Raw genomic sequence first — 19,578 nt, forward strand, 5'->3', positions numbered from 1 at the left:
GGTCACACCCCTACGAAGATCAGCGTGCCGATCGAGATGAGCGCGACCGGCAGCGCGAAGCGGCCCCAGCGGGCCAGCGCCCGCGCCACCGGCGGCCTGCTCGCCAGGAACCAGCCGAGCGCGCACCAGACGGCGGTACCCGCCAGGAAGACGGCCGAGTAGCCCGCCATCCCGCCGATCCCGGTGACGGCGAACACCGGCACGTACACGCTGATGTTGTCGCCACCGTTGGCGAAGGTCACCGCGGCCACCGCGAGAGCACCCGCGCCGCGGTCGGGTTCCTCCTCCTCGACGTGGGGCCTGCCGCGATCGCACCACAGTTGCCAGGCCGCGCGTCCGCCGATCATGAGCGGCAGCAGGCCCAGGACGGGAAAGACCGACTCCGGCAGCAAGCCCGCACCCAGCGCGCCGACGATCGACACGGCCAGTATCGCGCCCATGCCCAGGAACTGACCGACCACCACCCGCCACCCGGCCGCGCGGTCACCGCCCGCGCGGCCGAAGTACAGCGCGAGCAGCAGCAGGTCGTCCACGTTGGTCACGACGAACATGCCCGCCGCCTTGCCGAGCAAAGCCAGGTCCACGGCGGCGGACCCTACCGGCCACTACCCCCGGTAGATCGACAGGGCGCCCGGCTCCGCGCGGAATTCGAAGCGGTTGCCGAGGGGGCCCACCTCGCCGTCGGTGGCGATGCGGCGGTTGCCGTCCAGCAGCCGCACGTCCAGCGAGCGCACGTCCCGCTGCCGGTACACGTGGCTGGTGGACAGGGTCCTGGTCAGGGTGCCGATGACGAACCGGGCCCGCGAGTACGGCACGTCCGCGCGCAGGTAGCGGACGTCGAGCAGGCCGCTGTCCAGGGCCGGGCGCCGGGTCGGCGCGAAGCCCTTGGGGGTGTAGGTGCCGTTGCCCACGAACAGCATCCACACCAGGTGCGGCTTGCCGTTGAGCGCCAGCCGGATCGGCTGGGCCGAGCGCAGGCTGCGGATCAGCGCCACCGCGCCCGCGGGCCACTTGGGCCACCCGAGCGACCCCAGCTTCTCCCGCATCCGCACCATCTCCGGGTAGCCGCCCAGGCTGGCGGTGTTGACGAACCACCGGTGCTCGGTGCCGTCCGCGCCGGTGATGGTCACCCCGCCCAGGTCGATGCGCTGCCCGGTGCCCTCGTCCACCGCGGCGACCGACTCGCCGACGGACTCCACGCCGACGTCGCGGGCGAAGTGGTTGAGCGTGCCCGCCGGGATGAGCACCAGCGGCAGCTTGAACTCCGCCGCGACCGTGGCCACCGCCGCCACCGTCCCGTCGCCACCGGCGACCCCGACCGCGCGCACGTCGTTGGGCGGTGCGCTCAGCTCCTCGGTGAGCTGCGCCACCAGGTCGCGGCCCGGTTCGGAGTAGACGACCGTCGCCTTCGGCCAGTGCGCGCGGATCTCGTCGCCGGGGTCCACTCCCGACACGCCCGAGTTCGGGTTCACCAGCACGAGCAGCCCGTCGCCGCCCTCCAGCGCGGGCAGCGCGGCGCCCTGGGCGGTGTGCGCGGGCCCGTCCACGGTGCGCGGCCACCAGTGCCGGGTGGCGTACGCCGCGCCCGCGCCGATGGCCGCGCCCGCCGCGATGTCGGTGGGCCAGTGCACACCGGTGTGCATCCGGGAGTACGCCACGGCCGCCGCCAAGGGGGCCAGAGCGATGGCCGCAGCCGGTGACTCCATGGCCACCGCCGCGGTGAACGCCACCGCGGAGGCCGAGTGCCCGGACGGGAACGACGAGCTGGTCGGCCGCTTGGTCAGCCTGCGGTGCTCCGGCAGCAGCTCGGCGGCCGGTCGCCTGCGCGGGAACAGGTTCTTGCCGACCAGGTTCGCCGAGGTGCTGGCGAACCCGATGGCCGCGACACCGCGCAGCGCGGCCCGCCGGTTGCGGCCCTTCACGCTGGCCAGCGCCGCCGCGACGCCGAACCACAGCAGGCCCTTGTTGGCTGAGCGCGACAGCTTCTTGAGGGCCTCGTCCGCGCCCGTGCGCGGCAAGGCCGCCGAACGCCGCATCAGCTCCTGGTCGAACCGGCCCACCTGGCGGCCGGTTCGCCGGACATGTCCGAACATGATCGTAGATTCAACCCGAAACCCGACCCGTCCGCCGCGCGGGCCGTCCCTGGTGAACGCCCGGTTACCGTCCGCTCGATAACGGAATGTGGACCACCCCGAACGGCGCACGGTCCTGGGAGCGCTTTGCGCCTACGCTGAGAGGATGCAGCGGCGGATCTTCGGCATCGAGACCGAGTTCGGCGTGACCTGTACGTTCCACGGACAGCGGCGGCTGTCGCCGGACGAGGTCGCGCGGTACCTGTTCCGGCGGGTGGTTTCGTGGGGGCGTTCCTCGAACGTGTTCCTGCGCAACGGTTCACGCCTCTACCTGGACGTCGGATCGCACCCGGAGTACGCGACCGCGGAATGCGACGACCTCGTGCAACTGGTCACCCACGACAAGGCGGGGGAGCGGATCCTGGAGGACCTGCTCGTCGACGCCGAGCGCAGGCTGGCCGACGAGGGCATCGGCGGTGACATCTTCCTCTTCAAGAACAACACCGACTCGGCGGGCAACTCCTACGGGTGCCACGAGAACTTCCTGGTCACCCGGGCAGGCGAGTTCTCCAGGATCGCCGACGTGCTGTTGCCGTTCCTGGTCACCCGGCAGCTCATCTGCGGGGCGGGCAAGGTCCTGCAGACCCCGCGCGGGGCGGTGTACTGCCTCTCGCAGCGCGCCGAGCACATCTGGGAGGGCGTCTCCAGCGCCACCACCCGGTCCCGGCCGATCATCAACACCCGCGACGAGCCGCACGCCGACGCCGAGCGCTACCGGCGGCTGCACGTCATCGTGGGCGACTCGAACATGTCCGAGAGCACCACGCTGCTCAAGGTCGGCACCGCGAACCTGGTGCTGGAGATGATCGAGGACGGGGTGCAGTTCCGGGACTTCAGCCTGGACAACCCCATCCGCGCCATCCGCGAGATCAGCCACGACCTCACCGGCCGCAAGCCGGTGCGGCTGGCGGGCGGGCGCGAGGCCTCGGCGCTCGACATCCAGCGCGAGTACCACGCCAAGGCCGTCGAGCACGTCGCCCGGCGGTCCCCGGACCCGATGGGCACGCGGGTCGTGGAGATGTGGGGCAAGGTGCTGGACGCGGTGGAGGCCCAGGACCTGTCCCGGATCGACCGCGAGATCGACTGGGCGATCAAGCACCGGCTGGTGGAGCGGTACCGGGCCAAGCACGACCTGGACCTGTCCAGCCCGCGGATCGCGCAGCTCGACCTCGCCTACCACGACATCCGCCGCGGCCGGGGCATCTTCGACCTGCTCCAGCGCAAGGACCTGGTCGAGCGGGTCACCGACGACGGCGAGATCGAGGCCGCGAAGGACACCCCGCCGCAGACCACCCGGGCCAAGCTGCGCGGCGACTTCATCGCGGCGGCCCAGCAGGCCGGGCGGGACTTCACCGTGGACTGGGTCCACTTGAAGCTCAACGACCAGGCCCAGCGGACCGTGCTGTGCAAGGACCCGTTCCGGGCCGTGGACGAGCGCGTGGAGCGGCTCATCGCGTCGCTGTAAACCTGTTGCTCGCGGGCGGGCCGGGTCGGGACCATCCCGGCATGGCCCGCCCGCTCTTCACGCCCGCGACCCGTCCCCCCGAACTGCTGGTGGGGGAGGGCTTCGAGCTGCGGCGCAAGACCCCGGACTCGGCCGCGGACCTGGTCCGGGTCGTCGCGGAGGCGCGCGAGCACCTGCGGCCGTGGATGGCGTGGGCGCAGGGGGACTACGACCTCGGCGCGGCCCGCGAGTACCTGGCCGCGATGTCGCGGTCGTGGGAGGCGGGGTCGGAGTTCGAGTACAGCCTGTTCGTCGGCGGGGAGCTGGCGGGCGGGTGCAGCCTGATGGCCCGGATCGGCCCCGGCGGCTTGGAGGTCGGCTACTGGCTGCACCCGGCCCACGTGGGCGCGGGCCTGGCCACCCGCGCCGCGGCGACCCTGGTCGAGACGGCGTTCGCCATGCCGGACGTCGACCGGGTCGAGATCCTGCACGACACGGCGAACGAGCGCAGCAGACGAATCCCGCGGCGCCTCGGCTTCCGCGAGGTGGCCCGCGAGCCGCAGACCACGGAGCCGCTGAGCCCCGGCGAGGACGGCATCGACATCCGCTGGCGCGTGACCCGGTCGGAGTGGCGCGCCCGCACGGCCTGACGTCCTGATCACCTCCCCTGGGTCGTCATGCTCAGTGAGCCATGTAAGCAAAATCAATTATCGGCTATCCAGATAATGGGTATGGGTGGAGGTGAGGAGGAGTGGTCGGGTGGGGGCGGTGGTGGGTAGACGGCGGTGTGCTGTCGGAGGAGGTGTTGTGGCGGTTGGGTGGGTGGTGACTGCAAAGCGCCATGAAGACGGGGATTTGACTACTCGGCGTCACTTGAACCCCACCCTTCGAAGTTGTCAGGATTTCGCACGTGTGTTCGGGTGTGGCGGGTGTCGGTCGCGGGAGCTGGGGCGTTATGGTGCGCGGGTGTCCGTCGCACGCGCCGAGCGCCTTGTGAATCTGGTGCTGTGCCTGCTGTCCACGCGCCAGTACCTCAGTGCCGAGCGGATCCGGGGCATCGTGCCCGGGTACGCCGACGCCCCGACCGACGAGGCCTTCTTCCGGACCTTCGAGCGGGACAAGACCGAGCTGCGGGAGCTGGGGATCCCGCTCGAGGTCGGCCGCACCTCGGCGTTCGACGCCGTGGACGGGTACCGGATCGCCCGCCGGGACTACGAGCTCGGGGAGATCGACCTGGAGCCCGACGAGGCCGCCGCCGTGGCGCTGGCCGTCCGGCTCTGGGACTCCCCGGAGCTGACCGGCGCCGCCCACGGCGCCCTGCTCAAGCTCCGCGCGGCCGGGGTCGACGTCGACCAGGCCGCCCCCACCGTGGTCGAGTCCAAGGTCCGCACCACCGAACCCGCCTTCGGCCCGCTGCTCGCCGCCGTCCAGGCTGGGCAGGCCGTCGCCTTCGACTACCGCCGCCCCTCGCCCGCCGAACTGCGCGAACGGGTCCTCGAACCCTGGGGCGTCGTGTCGTGGCGCGGTCGCTGGTACGTCGTCGGCCACGACCGCGACCGCCGCGCGCCCCGCTGCTTCCGCCTCTCCCGCGTCGTCGGCGAGGTGCGCAAGCTCGGCAAGCCCGGGGTGGTCCGCAGACCGGACGACGTCGACCTGATGGCCTTCGTCGCGAACACCAACACCGTCGGCGGTGAGCCGCCGCAGGCCGCGCCCGCGCTGCTCTGGGTGGCCGACGGCCGCGCCGCCGGGTTGCGCAGGCGCGCGAAGGTCGTCGGGGTCCGCGAGGTCGACGGCGTCCAGGGCGACCTGATCGAGATCGACCTGCTCTACCCGGACAGCGCCGCGACCTGGATCGCGGGCTACGGCGCGGACGCGCTGGTGCTGGAGCCGGAGATCCTGGCCAAGTCGGTGCGCGAGCGGCTGATCGCCGCGGCGGAGGGGGCGTTGTGACCGCGGCGCAGGAGCGGCTGCCGAGGCTGCTGGCACTTGTGCCCTACCTGCTCGCCCACCCGGGCGTGCGGATCGACGACGCCGCCGATGACTTCGGGGTGCCCGCCAAGCAGCTGCGCAAGGACCTCGAGCTGCTGTGGATGTGCGGTCTGCCCGGCTACGGCCCCGGCGACCTCATCGACATCTCCTTCGACGAGGACACCGTCACCGTCGCCTTCGACGCGGGCCTGCGCAAGCCGCTGCGGCTCACCGGCGCCGAGGCCACGGCCCTGCTCGTGGCGCTGCGCGCGCTGCTCGACGCCCCCGGCGTGGCCGACGCGGACGCCATCCGCCGCGCCGTGGCCAAGATCGAGGCCGCCGCGGGCCAAGCGCGCCCCGGCGGCGTCGCGGTCGGCCTGGGCGTGCGGGAGGGCGAGAGCGCGGCGCGGGTGCGCGGGGTCGCGCAGTCCGCGTTGCAGTCGCGCAAGGCGCTGCGCATCACTTACTACACCGTCTCCAAGGACGAGGTCACCGACCGCGTGGTCGACCCGATGCGGGTGCTGATCGTGCAGGGCCGGGCCTACCTGGAGGCGTGGTGCCGCCGGGCCGAGGCGGTGCGGCTGTTCCGGCTCGACCGCGTGGACGAGGTGGAGGTGCTCGACGAGCCCGCCGCCCCGCCGCCGTACGCGCGGCCCATCGACACCACCGACGGCCTCTTCCAGGCCACCCCCGACCAGCGCTCGGCGGTCCTGGTGCTGCACCCGGACGCCCGCTGGGTCGCCGAGTACTACCCCGTCGAGGACGTCGAGGAACTGCCCGGGGGCAGGCTCCGGGTCCGGATGCGCTACTCGGACACCTCGTGGATCGTGCGGTTGCTGCTCGGCATGGGCGGTGACGTGCGGGTTGACGAGCCCGCGGAGCTCGCGGCGACCCTCCGCGAGCAGGCTGCGGCGGCGGTGCGGCGGATCGACCGCCACCTCGCGGACATCTGAACACCACTTTTCCCATGCCCGTGGCTCTGTGCCCGGTTACCCACCGGGAGGTAGAGTCCGCTCGTGCCTTACCTGCCGAGTGCGGCGCTGCTCCTGATCGGGTTCGCGCTGCTGGGGTTCTTCCTGGCGCGCACCGCGCGTGGGCTGGGCCGTACCCGTGCCGTCCTCGCGGCAGCGAAGGGCGCGTTCGGTGCCGAAACAGGGCTGCTGCGTGCGCGTTCCGCCGCCGTGCGGATAGCGGTGGCTGATCGAATGCCCGCGCGTCGCGTAGAATCGGCGGCGCGAGGCGAGACTGGAGGACGGTCGTGAACCTGGGTCCATGGGAAATCCTGATCATCGCGGTGGTGGTCGTGCTGCTCTTCGGCGCGCGCAAGATGCCGCAGATGGCGCGGTCCCTCGGGCAGTCGATGCGCATCCTGAAGGCCGAGACCAAGGGCATGCGCCACGACGAGGACGGCAACGAGGTCGCCGAGAAGGCGCAGCCCGCCGCGGCGCAGGCGCAGCTCAACGCCGCGAAGCCGGAGCAGACCCCCGAGCAGATGCGCGCCGAGATCGATGAGCTGCAGCGGAAGCTGAACCAGCAACAGGCGCAGAAGAACGCGGGCTGAGAGAGGTCCGGTCCCCACGGTGGCTGGCGAAGAAGCCCAGCGCCGGGTCGGTGGCACTCGTCGAGAGCGCCGCAGGTTGCACAGCCGTCGGCACAACCCCGACGGCACGATGTCCCTGCGCGATCACCTCTACGAGCTGCGCAACCGGCTCGGCTGGGCAGCCCTGTTCATCATGCTCGGCAGTGTGTTCGGGTTCATCTGGTACGCCGTGCCGATGGGTCCCGTCCCCTCGCTGGGCCGCATCCTGCTCGACCCGTACTGCGCACTCCCCCCTGAGGTCCGGTTCTCCCCGAACGGCAAGTGCCAGCTGTTCCAGTCGCAGCCGTTCGAGGCGTTCATGGTCAACTTCAAGGTCGGCGTCGCTGCGGGCATGGTGCTGACCGCGCCCCTGTGGCTGTACCAGGTGTGGGCGTTCATCACGCCCGGCCTGTACGCCAAGGAGAAGCGGTTCGCCTCGACGTTCGTGGTGTGCGCGTCCCTGCTGTTCATCACCGGCGGCGTGCTGGCGTTCTTCGTCATCCCGCAGGGCCTGTCGGTGCTGGTCAGCTTCGGCGGCGACACCTTCATCACGGCGCTGAGCGCGAGCTCGTACATCTCGTTCGTCCTGGTCATGCTGTTGATCTTCGGCGTCAGCTTCGAGGTGCCGCTGCTGATCGTCATGCTGAACCGGGTCGGCATGCTGACCTACGAGCTGCTCAGCAAGCACCGGCGCGGGATCATCTTCGGCTTGTTCGTGTTCGCGGCGTTCGCCACGCCCGGCACGGACCCGGTGTCGATGGTCGCGCTGGCGGTCGCGATGACGGTGCTGGTGGAGTTCGCGATCCAGCTCGCGCGGGTCCACGACAAGCGCAAGGCGCGGCGCGAACTGGCGGACGACCCGTCGGCGGGCCTGTCCGACGACGAGGCCACGCCGATGACCTTCCACACGGAGCCGGTGGAGCGCTCACCGCTGCCGGTGGATACCGTCGTCGGTGACTCGACACCGGAGAGGCCTCCGGCCGACAAGCCCGAGAAGAGCGGGTTCGACGACGTGACGTGACCTGACGGCCCGCCGGGTCGGATCGGTCGAGATGACCGGTTCGGCCGGGCGGGAGTTGGGTTCATGGGCGTTCGGGCCGCGCTGGCGGTGCACCCCGGTTCGGGCCACGGCGCCGCCGCGCGCGCCGCGGCGGAGGTCGAGGCGCGGATCCGCGAGGTGGCGGACCACCTCACGGTCGTCGCGGCCGACACGGTCGCCGAGGCGCGGTCGCTGATGGTGCGGGCCCGGGACACCGGGCTCGACGTCCTCGTGGTGCTCGGCGGCGACGGCTCCGTCCACCAGGGTGTGCAGTTCTGCGCCGACCACGACGTCGCCTTGGCCGTGGTGCCCGCCGGAACCGGCAACGACCTGGCGCGGGCCCTCGGCGGCCCCGTGGAGCCGCTGGCCGCGGCGGACGCGGTGGCGGCGGCCATCGCCTCGGGCGCGCGGCGCCGGATCGACCTCGGTCGGGTCGCGGGCGGGCCCTGGTTCGCCAGCGTGCTGTGCGCGGGCTTCGACTCGGCGGTCAACGAGCGCGTCAACCGGATGCGGTGGCCGCACGGCAGGCGCCGCTACGACCTGGCCATCGTCGCCGAACTGGCCCGGCTGCGGCCTCGCGAGCTGGGCGTCGAGACCGAGACCGAGCGGCTGGAGCTGGAAGCGACCATGGTCGCGGTCGGCAACACCCGCTTCTACGGCGGCGGCATCCCCGTCTGCCCCTCCGCCGACCCCGCCGACGGGTTCCTCGACGTCACCCTGGTCGAGCGCGCGAGCAGGCTCGACCTGCTCCGGATCCTGCCGACCCTGCGCACCGGCGACCACGTGCGGCACCGCTTCGTCCGCACCCTGCGGGCGCGCCGGGTCGAGCTGGGCCCGGACAACGGCTGGGTGGCCTACGCCGACGGTGACCGGATCGGGCCGCTGCCCGCGGCGGTGGATTGCGTGCCGGGAGCCGTCGAACTGATCGGCTGAGGCACCGGCGGCAGGCACATCTCGAAAAGATCGCGCGACGGCTGTCGGGGTGATGTGGAAGTCTTGGGGACGTGTCCGCCAGTTCCCCCCACTCCGGGGCCGACCAGCACGAAACCGAGGGGCGCCCGGTCAGTCCGGCCGAGGCCTACTCCGCGGCCCGGAGACGATCGGCCAACCCCAAGCTGGCGGAGTTCACCGCCGAGCTGTCCTTCGACCTCGACCCCTTCCAGGCGAACGCGTGCGCGGCGCTGGAGGACGGCCACGGGGTCCTGGTTTGCGCGCCCACCGGCGCGGGGAAGACGGTGGTCGGCGAGTTCGCCGTGCACCTCGCCCTGTCCGAGGGCCGCAAGTGCTTCTACACCACCCCGATCAAGGCGCTGTCGAACCAGAAGTTCGCCGACCTGACGGCCCGCTACGGGCCCAAGGCGGTCGGGCTGCTCACCGGTGACACGGCCGTCAACGGCAACGCGCCCGTGGTGGTCATGACCACCGAGGTGCTGCGCAACATGCTCTACGCGGAGTCCGCCGCGCTCGAGGGGCTCGGCTACGTGGTCATGGACGAGGTGCACTACCTCGCCGACCGCTTCCGCGGCGCGGTCTGGGAGGAGGTGATCCTGCACCTCCCGGAGTGGGTGAACCTGGTGAGCCTCTCGGCCACGGTGAGCAACGCCGAGGAGTTCGGCGAGTGGCTGCTGGCCGTGCGCGGCGACACCACCGTGGTGGTCGACGAGCACCGGCCGGTGCCGCTGTGGCAGCACATGCTGGTCGGCGGCCGGATGCTGGACCTGTTCGCGGGCGAGGGCCCGGACGGCGAGGCGCGGATCAACCCGCACCTGGTGCGCCGCACCGAGGAGGTCGGCCGGGTGCACGCGCCGTGGCACAACCCGCGCGCCAAGGGCGGCCGCGCGGCCGGTCCCCGGGGGCCGCGGTTCAAGCCGCCGTCGCGGGTCGAGGTCATCGAGCGGTTGGACGCCGCCGGGCTGCTGCCCGGGATCGTGTTCGTGTTCAGCCGCGCGGGCTGCGAGGCCGCGGTCGCCCAGTGCGTGCGGTCCGGGCTGCGGCTCAACTCCGAGGACGAGGTCGCCGAGGTGCGGCGCGTCGTCGACTCCAAGACCAGGGACCTGCCCGACGCCGACCTGACGGTGCTGGGCTTCTGGGAGTGGCGGGAAGCGCTGGAGCGCGGGTTCGCCGGGCACCACGCCGGTCTGCTGCCCGCGTTCAAGGAGACCGTGGAGGAGCTGTTCGTCCGCGGCCTGGTGAAGGCGGTGTTCGCCACCGAGACGCTGGCCCTGGGCATCAACATGCCCGCCCGCACCGTGGTGCTGGAGCGGCTGGTCAAGTACAACGGCGAGGCGCACGTCGAGCTGACGCCGGGGGAGTACACCCAGCTCACCGGCCGCGCCGGGCGGCGCGGCATCGACGTCGAGGGCCACGCCGTGGTGATCTGGCAGCCGGGCGTGGACCCCAAGCAGGTCGCCGGCCTGGCCTCGACCCGCACGTACCCGCTGCGCTCGTCGTTCCGGCCCGGCTACAACATGGCCGTCAACCTGGTCGACCGGCTCGGCGCCCGGCAGGCACGTGAGATCCTGGAGCAGTCGTTCGCCCAGTTCCAGGCCGACCGGTCGGTGGTCGGCCTGGCGCGGCGGCTGGAGCGCAACCAGGAGGCGCTGGCGGGCTACGCCGAGTCGATGACCTGCCACCTCGGCGACTTCACCGAGTACGCGACGCTGCGCCGCAAGATCTCCGACCGGGAGAAGTTCCTGTCGCGGCAGAACAGCGCGGTGCGGCGCTCGGAGGCCGCGCGGTCGCTCGAGGCGCTGCGCAAGGGCGACGTCATCGCGGTGCCCGCGGGCCGCCGGTCCGGGCTGGCCATCGTGATCGACCCGGGGCTCGACCCGATGGGCGAGCCGCGTCCCCTGGTGGTCACCGAGGACCGCTGGGCCGGGCGGCTGTCGGTGTCGGACTTCCCGGCGCCGGTCACCGCGCTCGGCCGGGTGCGGCTGCCCAGGCAGGTCGACATCCGATCACCGAAGTCCCGCCGGGAACTGGCGGCCACGCTGCGCGCCACCGGCATCGAGGTGCCCGCCCGCGAGCGGCGCCGCTCCGGTTCCGACGACGACGCCGAACTGGCCGCGCTGCGCCGGGCCATGCGCGCGCACCCCTGCCACGGCTGCCAGGACCGGGAGGCGCACGCCCGCTGGGCCGAGCGCCACCACCGGCTGCTGGCCGAGACCGAGCAGGTGGAGCGCAAGGTCGCGGCGACCACGCACTCGCTGGCCCGTTCGTTCGACCGGATCCGGGCGCTGCTGGCCGACCGCGGCTACCTGGCGCCGGGCACCGGGGACCAGCAGGGCGAGCAGGTGGTCACCGAGCACGGCAGGCGGTTGGCCCGGCTCTACAGCGAGTGCGACCTGCTGGCCGCGGAGTGCCTGCGGCACGGCGTGTGGGCGGGGCTGGGCCCGGCGGAGCTGGCCGCGGTGGTGTCGTCGCTGGTCTACGAGGCGCGCCGGGACGGGCCGATCGAGGCGCGGGTGCCCGGCGGCGCGGTCACCGACGCGTTGACCGCCACCGCGCGGCTGTGGGCCGACCTGGAGTCCGACGAGCGCCACCACCGCCTGGAGGACCGCACCCGCCAGCCGGACGCCGGGTTCGCCTGGACGGTCTACCGGTGGGTGCGCGGCGAGTCGCTGGAGAAGGTCATCACGGCGGCGGACTCGGCCGGTCAGGAGCTGTCGGCGGGCGACTTCGTGCGCTGGTGCAGGCAGGTGATCGACCTGCTGGACCAGATCCGGGACGTGGTCGCGCCGGGCGACCCCGTCGGCAAGGCCGCGGGCGAGGCGGTTCGCGGCATCCGGCGTGGCGTGGTGGCTTTGGCCACCGCGTGACCCGGTTCGGTGGGAACATCGGTGGGAATCCAACGGGTAAGACACACCGACCGGGTTGGGTGTGGCGGTGCTGTCAGACTGTGGTTGGATCGCGCCCAATGGTGTGCAAGGCGGCGGTACCCCTATTTGGCGGAGGCGTGAAATGAGCAGCCCCTACGGGCCGTCCGGCGGGCAGCAGGACCCGCAGCAGCAGTGGGGCCAGCAGCCCTACGGCGGACCGCCCACCGGGACCCCGTCCGGGGGTTTCCCCGCGCAGGGTGGACAGTACGGTGCCCCCGGGTACGGCCAGCAGCCCTACGGCCAGCCGGACCCGAACCAGGGCTACGGTCAGCCCGATCCCAACCAGCAGCAGTACGGCCAGCCCGACCCCAACCAGGCGTACGGGCAGCCGGACCCGAACCAGCAGTACGGCTACGGCCAGCCGCAGCCCACCCAGCAGTACCCGGGCTACGGCCAAGACCCGAACCAGGGTTATGGCCAGCAGCAGCCGTACGGCCAGTTCCAGCAGCCCGGCTACCAGGGGTCGCCGCCGGAGGAGAAGAAGCGCGGCGGCGCGTGGATCTGGATCCTGGTCGCGGTGCTCGTCGTGCTGGCGGGCGCGGGCGCGGTGCTGGGCTTCGTCACCCCGGGCTTCCTGAACAAGAAGGTCTTCGACAACGCGGCCGTGCAGACCGGCGTGAAGTCGATCCTGACCGAGAAGTACAGCATCGAGAACGTCGACTCGGTCACCTGCCCGGCGAAGCAGGAAGTGAAGAAGGACAACCACTTCACCTGCGACGTGGTCATCTCCGGTGAGAAGCAGACGGTGAACATCACCGTCCGCAACGACAACGGCGAGTACGAGGTCGCCCCGCCGAGCAGCAAGTAGCGGGCGACCACAGAGGACGGACGGGCACGGGCGCGCGGGTCGGAAATCGACTCGCGCGCCCGTCGCGTTCGAGGGCACGATGCCCGGATGGGTGACATCGAGATCCGCCGCGTGCCCGACGCCGACCTGCGCGCCGCCGCGACCCTGTTCCGGGGCGCCGTGCACTACGCGCCGCCCACCGAGCAGGAGTGGGAGTGGGTGGCCGACTCGTACGAGCCGGGCCGCACCTGGGGCGCGTACGCCGACGGGCGGCTGGTCGGCACGACCATGGCGTGGTCGTCGGACCTGGTCGTGCCCGGCGGGCGGGTGTGCCCGATGGCGGCGGTCACCCGGGTCGGGGTCAGCTCTGATTTCCGCAGGCGCGGGGTGCTGCGCCGGCTGATGACGGCCCAGCTGCGGGAGTGCGCCGAGCGCGGTGAGCTGTTCGCCGGTCTGCGGGCCACCGAACCGGGCATCTACGGGCGCTTCGGCTACGGCGTGGCGTCCCGGTTCGTGAAGTACGCCTTCGACGCCCGGCAGACGAGCCTGCGGCCGGAGGTGCCGTCCGGTGGCGAGGTGCGGATGCTGGACATCTCCGTGCCGGAGGCGGTTCCGGCGGTGGTGTCCGCGATCTACGAGCGGGTCGGGCGGGGCCGCGTCGGCACGATGGCCAGGCCGCCGCAGTGGTGGCGGCTCAACTACGACCGGCCGTTCCGGGCCGGTGAGTTCCTGCGCGTCGCGGTGCACCGGGGTCCCGACGGCGACGACGGTTTCGTCGCGTACCGCACCACCGCGGGCAGTCCGGGCGAGGGCGCGCGGGTGTCGGTGGAGGACGTGGTGTCGGCGTCCCAGGAGGTCGCCAACGCGCTGTGGCGGTACGTGCTGGGCATCGACCTGGTGGCCGAGCTGGTGTTGTGGGCGCGGCCGGTGGACGAGCCGGTCCCGGCGATGCTGGTCGACCCGCGCGGGATCACCGCGACCGAGATCCGCACGGACCTGTGGGTCCGGCTGGTGGACGTGCCCGCGGCGCTGGCCGCGCGCACCTACGGCCCGGGTTCGGTCGTCGTGGAGGTCGATGACCCAGTGCTGCCCGCCAACTCCGGGCGCTACCGGGTCGGCGCGGACGGTGCGGTGCGCACCGAGGAGCCCGCCGAGATCGCCGTGGACCTGGAGGTGCTCTCGATGCTGTACCTGGGCGGCTGGCGGGCGGGCGCGCTCGCGGGCATCGGCCGGGTGCGCGAACGGGTGCCGGGCGCGGCGGCCAGGGCGGATGTCGTGTTCGGGACGGCCGGGGAGCCCTGGAGCGGGACGTTCTTCTGATCGGGTTGGTCCGGCTGCGCGTTGTTTGCGCGGCCGTTCGAGTGCTCCTTGGTGTCGTGGGAGGCGCAACCGGGGTAACCGCAAGCGAATCCGCCGTCCCGTGATCTTCGCCAGACCTAGCCTTCGGCTCGTTGTCCACAGACACGGGCAGGGAGGTCCCTCTATGCGGGCGAAGTTCAGACCCGGGGCTTGGTTAACCGTGACGGCGCTGGTGGCCGGTGCGACGGTGGGGGTCGCGCCACCGGCCATGGCGGAGGTGGTGGGCGCGGGTACGCCCGGCGCCGTCGCGGGTAGTTACATCGCGGTGTTCAAGGACGGGGTGGCGGCGGACTCGGACCGCTTGGCGCGCAAGTACTCCGGGACCGTCACCCACCGGTACGACCACGCGCTGCGCGGGTTCGCCGCGAAGCTGGACGAGCGGTCGGCGCGGCGGCTGGCCGCGGACCCGGCGGTGGCGTACGTGCAGCAGAACCGGGTGGTGCGCAAGGCCGACGAGCAGGACCGGCCGTCGTCGTGGGGGCTGGACCGGATCGACCAGCGTTTCGGCCCGCTGGACCACACGTACCACTACTCCACCAAGGCCACCGGCGTCACCGCCTACGTCGTCGACACCGGCATCCGGATCACCCACGACGACTTCGGCGGGCGGGCGGTCTGGGGCACCAACACCATCGGCGACGGCAAGGACGAGGACTGCGACGGCCACGGCACGCACGTCTCGGGCACCATCGGCGGCACCGAGTACGGCGTGGCCAAGGGTGTGAAGCTGGTCGCGGTCAAGGTCCTCGACTGCGACGGCTCGGGCACCAGCGAGAGCGTGGCGGCCGGGCTGGACTGGGTGGCGGCCAACCACGTCTCCGGCCCGGCGGTGGCGAACATGAGCCTCGGCGGGGACGCGCCGGACCTGGTGATGGAGAACGCGGTCAAGCGGGTCATCGCCGACGGCGTGCTGGTGGCGGTCGCGGCGGGCAACCAGGACGAGGACGCCTGCCGGCATTCACCCGCGCTGGTGCCGGAGGCGTTGACTGTGGGCGCGGTGAACGACGGCGACCAGCGCTCGTCGTTCTCCAACTACGGGTCCTGTGTGGACCTGTTCGCGCCGGGGGAGTACATCTGGTCGGCCAGTTCGGGCTACAACCAGGACTTCGACCTGCTCAGCGGCACGTCGATGGCGACCCCGCACGTGACGGGCGCGGCGGCGCTGCTGCTGGCCCGCGACCCCGGGCTGACGCCCGCGCAGCTCTCCGCCGGGATGCTGATCGACGCGACCAAGGACGTGGTGACCGACCCGCAGGGGTCGCCGAACCGGCTGCTGGTCGTCAACACCGGGTACCGGCCGGGGTACCCGTTCGTCAACGACCCCGGGGTGCGGGCGGGTCGCGTGGGGACGCCGATGAGCACGCAGCTGTCGGTGGTCGGCGGCACGGCGCCGTACACGTGGACGACGACCGCGCTGCCGCCCGGTCTGACGCTGAACGCGACTACCGGGCTGATCTCGGGGACCCCGACCACGACCGTGGTCAACCGGTCGGTGAGCGTGACAGCCAAGGACAAGAACAACCGCACGGGTGCGGTGACGTTCCGGATGTTCACCACGCCGCCGGGGTGGCAGTGCTCGTCGAAGGGGCAGAAGTTCCGCAACCCCGGGTTCGAGGACGGCCGCGAGGTCGGCAACGGCTGGGACAAGAGCCGGACCCTGCTGATCACCACGAGCTCCGGCGACGACAAGCCCCGCACGGGCACCTGGGCGGCGTACTTCGCCGGGGCGGGTTTCTCGTGGGACGACTCGCTGTCGCAGGAGGTCGCGATCCCGGCGGACTGCCCGTACACCACGTTCTCGTTCTGGGTGCGCACCACGACCGCGGAACCCGCGTCGTCGGGCCCGGTCGACACCCTCACGGTCACCGCGGGCACCAAGCGGCTCGCCGTGATCTCGAACCTGGACGGCAAACCGGGGTGGGTGCAGCGCACCTACGACGTCGGCTCGATGGCCGGGCAGACGGTGCGGTTCTCGTTCTACAGCGGTGAGAACGACGGCGGCCCCACCGCGTTCGACCTCGACGACACGGCGTTGAACGTCAGCTAACCCAGGGCCTTGAGCAGCCGGTCCACGGCCGAGCCGAGGGCCCAGCGCTCCTGCAGGTGCCGCACGCGGTCGAGGTCGACGGCGTGCGGCACCTCGGGTGTCCCGGTCGCCTCGATCTCGATGTCCGTGGCCACCCGCACCACCAGCGGCGCCTTGGACAGGTAGTCGGCGTCGGCCTCGAAGGCCAGCCGCACCTTGGGCGGGACGTCCTTGGAGCCTGCCTGGGCGGCCTCGACGAGGGCGGCGAGGGAACCGAACTTGGTGATGAGCTTGGCGGCGGTCTTCTCGCCGATGCCGGTGATGCCGGGCAGGCCGTCGGACGGGTCGCCGCGCAGGACGGCCATGTCGGCGTAGGCGAGCCCCTCGGCGGGCAGCCCGTAGCGGTCGGCCAGTTCCTGGGGCCCGACCACCTCGGCCTTGGCCCACCCGCGCCCGACGTAGACCACCCGCACGGCCGTCGGCTCGTCGCGGACGCACTGGAACAGGTCGCGGTCGCCGGTGACGATCTCGACGGCCGCCCCGGCCTCGCGGTGGGCGAGGGTGCCGATGACGTCGTCGGCCTCGTAACCCCGCGCCTGGGCCGTCGCGATGCCGAGGGCGTCGAGCAGGTCGAGGATGATCGGCACCTGCGGGGTCAACGTGTCCGGCACGACCTCGACATCACCCGCGGGCGCCTCCTCGGCCACCCGCTGCGCCTTGTAGCTGGGGATCGCCTCAACCCGGAACGCGGGCCGCCAGTCCGCGTCCAGACAGGCCACCAACCGCCCGGGCCGCCGGTCGGCGAGGATCTGCGCGATCATCCCCGCGAACCCCCGAACCGCGTTGACGGGCACACCGTCGGGCGAGGTCATCGACTCGGGCAGCGCGAAGAACGACCGGAAGTAGAGACTGGCCGAGTCCAGGAGCACAAGTGGTCCACTCACAACAGTGAGCCTCCCACACCCCTCCGACAGCCCCCACCAGCCACGCCGCCCCGGACGGGCCACGGTGCGCCGGCCGGAATTCGTCGGCGAGCGGTCATGGGCGTCGCGCGTGGTCACCCGGCGCGTCTCCCCGGTGTCAGGGCAACGCACCAGCGGAGGCGTCATGACCGACGAAGTGGCATCCAGTGGCTCTGCCGGGGGTTCACCGAAATCGGAGCCAGATCGCCCACCCGTCAACTTCTCCCCGCTCGGTCTTGTCGGAGGTATCGCCAGTACCGTGTCCCTGCTGGCGAACTCGCTGGCCAATTCGGTTGTCGCGTTGCTCATTTCGCTGGTGGTGGTGTTCGCGTCGCTCTTCGCGCTTCTACATCTCTACCGGCGCGACCCGGCGCACTACACGAGTTCGTGGCGAAACGTCTGGCGGGTGGTGCTGGACCTGGGGCTGGTCGCGACCACCCTCAGCACCACCCTGCTGGTGACGGCTCAGCCCGCCACCTCGTCCGGCGCGTCGAGCCGGGCAACGGCGACCGGAATCGTCGCTCCTGCGGACGGTCAGGCGGTCGGCAGGTGTGTCGGTGTGCTGGCGAATGCCATTCCGAAGGCGGGCGAGAAGATCGCGTTCGGAGTGGGGATGATGCGTCCAGACGGCATCTTCCACTACATTTCCCGGGAAGCGATTGCGGAGGGCGGCCAATGGAAGACCGGTGCCCCTCTCGTGCTGGGGACATCGGCGGACGAGGCTGCCTACGTCCTGTTGTACGTGTATTCCATCCCCGGCGACCGCCGGATTTCGGACTTCGTGTCCCACGGCGAGCCCGAGGCGCTCAGCGTGGAGCGTCTCCGGGCGGAACGCGTGACGCCCCTCGCGAAGGTGGTCGTGCACCGCCTCGGCGACGGCACCGGCTGCTCCTAGTCCCTGCCGGGAGCGGGCCTCTGCGGACGCGGTGTCCGTGGTCGGTGGGCCTTGTCGCTGCTTTTGCGGCTCAAGGACGGGGTGGGGGCTCGTCCGAACGGCCGTGGCTGGTGGGACTTGTGGGCTTGGTGGGGTGTGGGTGGGTGATTTGCTCGGGTTGACGGCCGGGAACCGGGGGTGGTCCGGCAGTTGTCCTTGATCGTGCCTGCCGGGTTTGGTCTGTTGGACCCCGGACGCTTTTCGTTGCGGCAAGGGGGAGTGGTGAGTCGGGGTCCGCTGATTGCCTTGCTCAGCGCCAATGCGCTGTCGTTGTGCGGGTCCGCCATGTCGGTGCTGGCGGTCCCGTGGTTCGTTTTGCAGACCACCGGCAGCGCCGCGAAAACCGGGTTGGTCGCCGGGGTCGAGATGGCGGGCACGGCCGCGGCCGCGCTCCTGGGCGCCCCCTTGGTCGACCGGCTCGGGCGCCGGGTGAGCTCGGCGCTCTCCGACCTCTGCGGCGCGGCCGCGGTCGGCGCCATCCCGTTGCTGTGGGCCACCGTCGGCCTGCCGTTCGGCGTGCTGCTCCTGCTGACCGCACTCGTCGGTCTGCTCACCTCACCCGGCACCATGGCCCGCGCGTCGATGATGCCCGCGCTCGTCGCCCGCGCGGGCATCCCCGCCGAACGCGGGGCGGGCGCCTACGACGGCGCCTCCAGGGGCGCCCGGATGCTCGGCGCGCCACTGGCGGGCGTGCTCATCGCGGGCTTCGGCCCGGGTGCGGTCCTGATCATCGACGCGACGACCTTCGTGCTCTCCGCCGTCCTGGTCGCCGCCCTCGTGCCCTCCTCGCCGGGTGGCCGCGCCGCCACCGGGTACCTGCACCGGTTGCGCGGCGGACTCGACTACCTGCGCGACGACCGCCTCATGCGGGCCATCCTGTGGCTGCTGGTCCTGCTCAACCTGCTCGACGCCGCCTGGATGTCGGTGCTGCTGCCCGTCTACGCCCAGCAGGTCTTCGACAGCAGCGTCGCGCTCGGCCTCATGCTCGGCTTCTTCGCCGCGGGCGGGCTGGCGGGCACCGTCGCGTTCGCCTGGATCGGCGCCCGGCTGCCCCGCAGGCAGACGTTCCTGCTGGCCTTCCTGATCAGCGGCGCGCCCCGGTTCGCCGTCCTCGCCGTGCAGACCAGCCTGGCCACCCACCTGGTCGTGCTGACCCTGTGCGGAGTGGCGGTCGGCGCGCTCAACCCGATCCTGTCGGTCACCCAGTACGAACGCGTCCCCGACGAGATGCGCCCCATGGCCATCGGCGTCCTCAACGCCGGTGCCCTCGGCGGGATCCCCGCGGGCGCCCTGCTCGGCGGACTCGCCGTGGAGACCGTCGGCGCCTACTCGACCGCCGCCGCCATCGGCGTGCTGTACCTGGTCATCACCGCGATCCCGTTCGTCCTCCCGGTCTGGCGCGGGCTGGACCGCGCCGCGGTCCCGGCGTCGGCGTGAGCGGGACAACGCGCCCGGGGGGCGCGTTGTCCC

The 19,578-nt window shown here is 72.1% G+C and carries 17 protein-coding genes; 14 read left to right on the top strand and 3 right to left on the bottom strand.

Annotated features, from left to right (window positions below; translation table 11 throughout):
- Positions 1–2 precede the first annotated feature (2 nt).
- On the bottom strand, positions 3–584 hold the full coding sequence (locus V5P93_RS14530) for a cadmium resistance transporter (protein ID WP_104475987.1): 582 nt from the start codon (positions 582–584) through the stop codon (positions 3–5).
- A gap of 21 nt (positions 585–605) precedes the next feature.
- Positions 606–2,093, bottom strand: coding sequence for a bifunctional phosphatase PAP2/diacylglycerol kinase family protein (locus tag V5P93_RS14535; RefSeq protein ID WP_104475989.1), 1,488 nt, complete (start codon positions 2,091–2,093; stop codon positions 606–608).
- A 145-nt stretch (positions 2,094–2,238) separates the two neighbouring features.
- Between V5P93_RS14535 and pafA the strand changes: the two genes are divergently transcribed.
- From pafA to V5P93_RS14595, 12 genes are all read left to right on the top strand, one after another.
- The gene (pafA, locus tag V5P93_RS14540; protein WP_104475991.1) at positions 2,239–3,597 is read left to right on the top strand and encodes a Pup--protein ligase; all 1,359 of its coding nucleotides are present in this window, start codon (positions 2,239–2,241) and stop codon (positions 3,595–3,597) included.
- Positions 3,598–3,638: 41 nt separating this feature from the next.
- Positions 3,639–4,226: a GNAT family N-acetyltransferase gene (locus tag V5P93_RS14545; protein ID WP_104475993.1), complete on the top strand. Its 588-nt coding sequence runs from the start codon at positions 3,639–3,641 to the stop codon at positions 4,224–4,226.
- A gap of 316 nt (positions 4,227–4,542) precedes the next feature.
- On the top strand, positions 4,543–5,526 hold the full coding sequence (locus V5P93_RS14550) for a YafY family protein (RefSeq protein ID WP_104475995.1): 984 nt from the start codon (positions 4,543–4,545) through the stop codon (positions 5,524–5,526).
- Positions 5,523–6,497, top strand: coding sequence for a YafY family protein (locus V5P93_RS14555; protein ID WP_104475997.1), 975 nt, complete (start codon positions 5,523–5,525; stop codon positions 6,495–6,497). The genes V5P93_RS14550 and V5P93_RS14555 overlap by 4 nt, the downstream gene beginning before the upstream one ends.
- Positions 6,498–6,560: 63 nt before the next feature.
- Positions 6,561–6,806, top strand: a complete 246-nt coding sequence (locus tag V5P93_RS14560; RefSeq protein ID WP_146107872.1) for a bacteriophage holin — start codon at positions 6,561–6,563, stop codon at positions 6,804–6,806.
- Entirely contained in the window at positions 6,803–7,105 is a 303-nt protein-coding gene (gene tatA / locus V5P93_RS14565) for a Sec-independent protein translocase subunit TatA (protein ID WP_245930921.1), read from the top strand. The genes V5P93_RS14560 and tatA overlap by 4 nt, the downstream gene beginning before the upstream one ends.
- Before the next feature lie 109 nt (positions 7,106–7,214).
- A complete protein-coding gene (gene tatC, locus V5P93_RS14570; RefSeq protein WP_104476001.1) occupies positions 7,215–8,144 on the top strand; it encodes a twin-arginine translocase subunit TatC in 930 nt (309 codons plus the stop codon).
- Positions 8,145–8,207: 63 nt separating this feature from the next.
- Positions 8,208–9,095, top strand: coding sequence for a YegS/Rv2252/BmrU family lipid kinase (locus V5P93_RS14575; RefSeq protein ID WP_104476003.1), 888 nt, complete (start codon positions 8,208–8,210; stop codon positions 9,093–9,095).
- 71 nt (positions 9,096–9,166) lie between these two features.
- Complete coding sequence (locus V5P93_RS14580) at positions 9,167–11,980, top strand: RNA helicase (protein WP_104476005.1); 2,814 nt, start codon at positions 9,167–9,169, stop codon at positions 11,978–11,980.
- Positions 11,981–12,122: 142 nt separating this feature from the next.
- The gene (locus V5P93_RS14585; protein ID WP_104476007.1) at positions 12,123–12,848 is read left to right on the top strand and encodes a DUF4333 domain-containing protein; all 726 of its coding nucleotides are present in this window, start codon (positions 12,123–12,125) and stop codon (positions 12,846–12,848) included.
- Between the two features lie 87 nt (positions 12,849–12,935).
- Positions 12,936–14,147: a GNAT family N-acetyltransferase gene (locus tag V5P93_RS14590; protein WP_104476009.1), complete on the top strand. Its 1,212-nt coding sequence runs from the start codon at positions 12,936–12,938 to the stop codon at positions 14,145–14,147.
- 199 nt (positions 14,148–14,346) lie between these two features.
- Entirely contained in the window at positions 14,347–16,233 is a 1,887-nt protein-coding gene (locus V5P93_RS14595; protein WP_245930923.1) for a S8 family serine peptidase, read from the top strand.
- On the opposite strand, the gene V5P93_RS14600 is transcribed toward V5P93_RS14595, so the two are convergent.
- Positions 16,230–17,156, bottom strand: coding sequence for a 5'-3' exonuclease (locus V5P93_RS14600; protein ID WP_104476011.1), 927 nt, complete (start codon positions 17,154–17,156; stop codon positions 16,230–16,232). The two genes, V5P93_RS14595 and V5P93_RS14600, sit on opposite strands and share 4 nt — an antisense overlap.
- Positions 17,157–17,433: 277 nt before the next feature.
- Here V5P93_RS14600 and V5P93_RS14605 point away from each other — a divergent pair, with 277 nt between their 5' ends.
- Together V5P93_RS14605 and V5P93_RS14610 are read left to right on the top strand one after the other, a co-directional pair.
- Positions 17,434–18,069 (top strand): hypothetical protein, encoded by a 636-nt coding sequence (locus tag V5P93_RS14605; protein WP_104476013.1) that lies wholly within the window; start codon positions 17,434–17,436, stop codon positions 18,067–18,069.
- Positions 18,070–18,354: 285 nt separating this feature from the next.
- Positions 18,355–19,545 carry an MFS transporter gene (locus V5P93_RS14610; RefSeq protein ID WP_146107873.1) on the top strand — a complete coding sequence of 397 codons (1,191 nt, stop codon included), beginning with the start codon at positions 18,355–18,357 and terminating at the stop codon, positions 19,543–19,545.
- Positions 19,546–19,578: the final 33 nt, after the last annotated feature.

It is taken from the genome of Actinokineospora auranticolor (genome assembly GCF_041897805.1).
Taxonomy (GTDB): domain Bacteria; phylum Actinomycetota; class Actinomycetes; order Mycobacteriales; family Pseudonocardiaceae; genus Actinokineospora; species Actinokineospora auranticolor.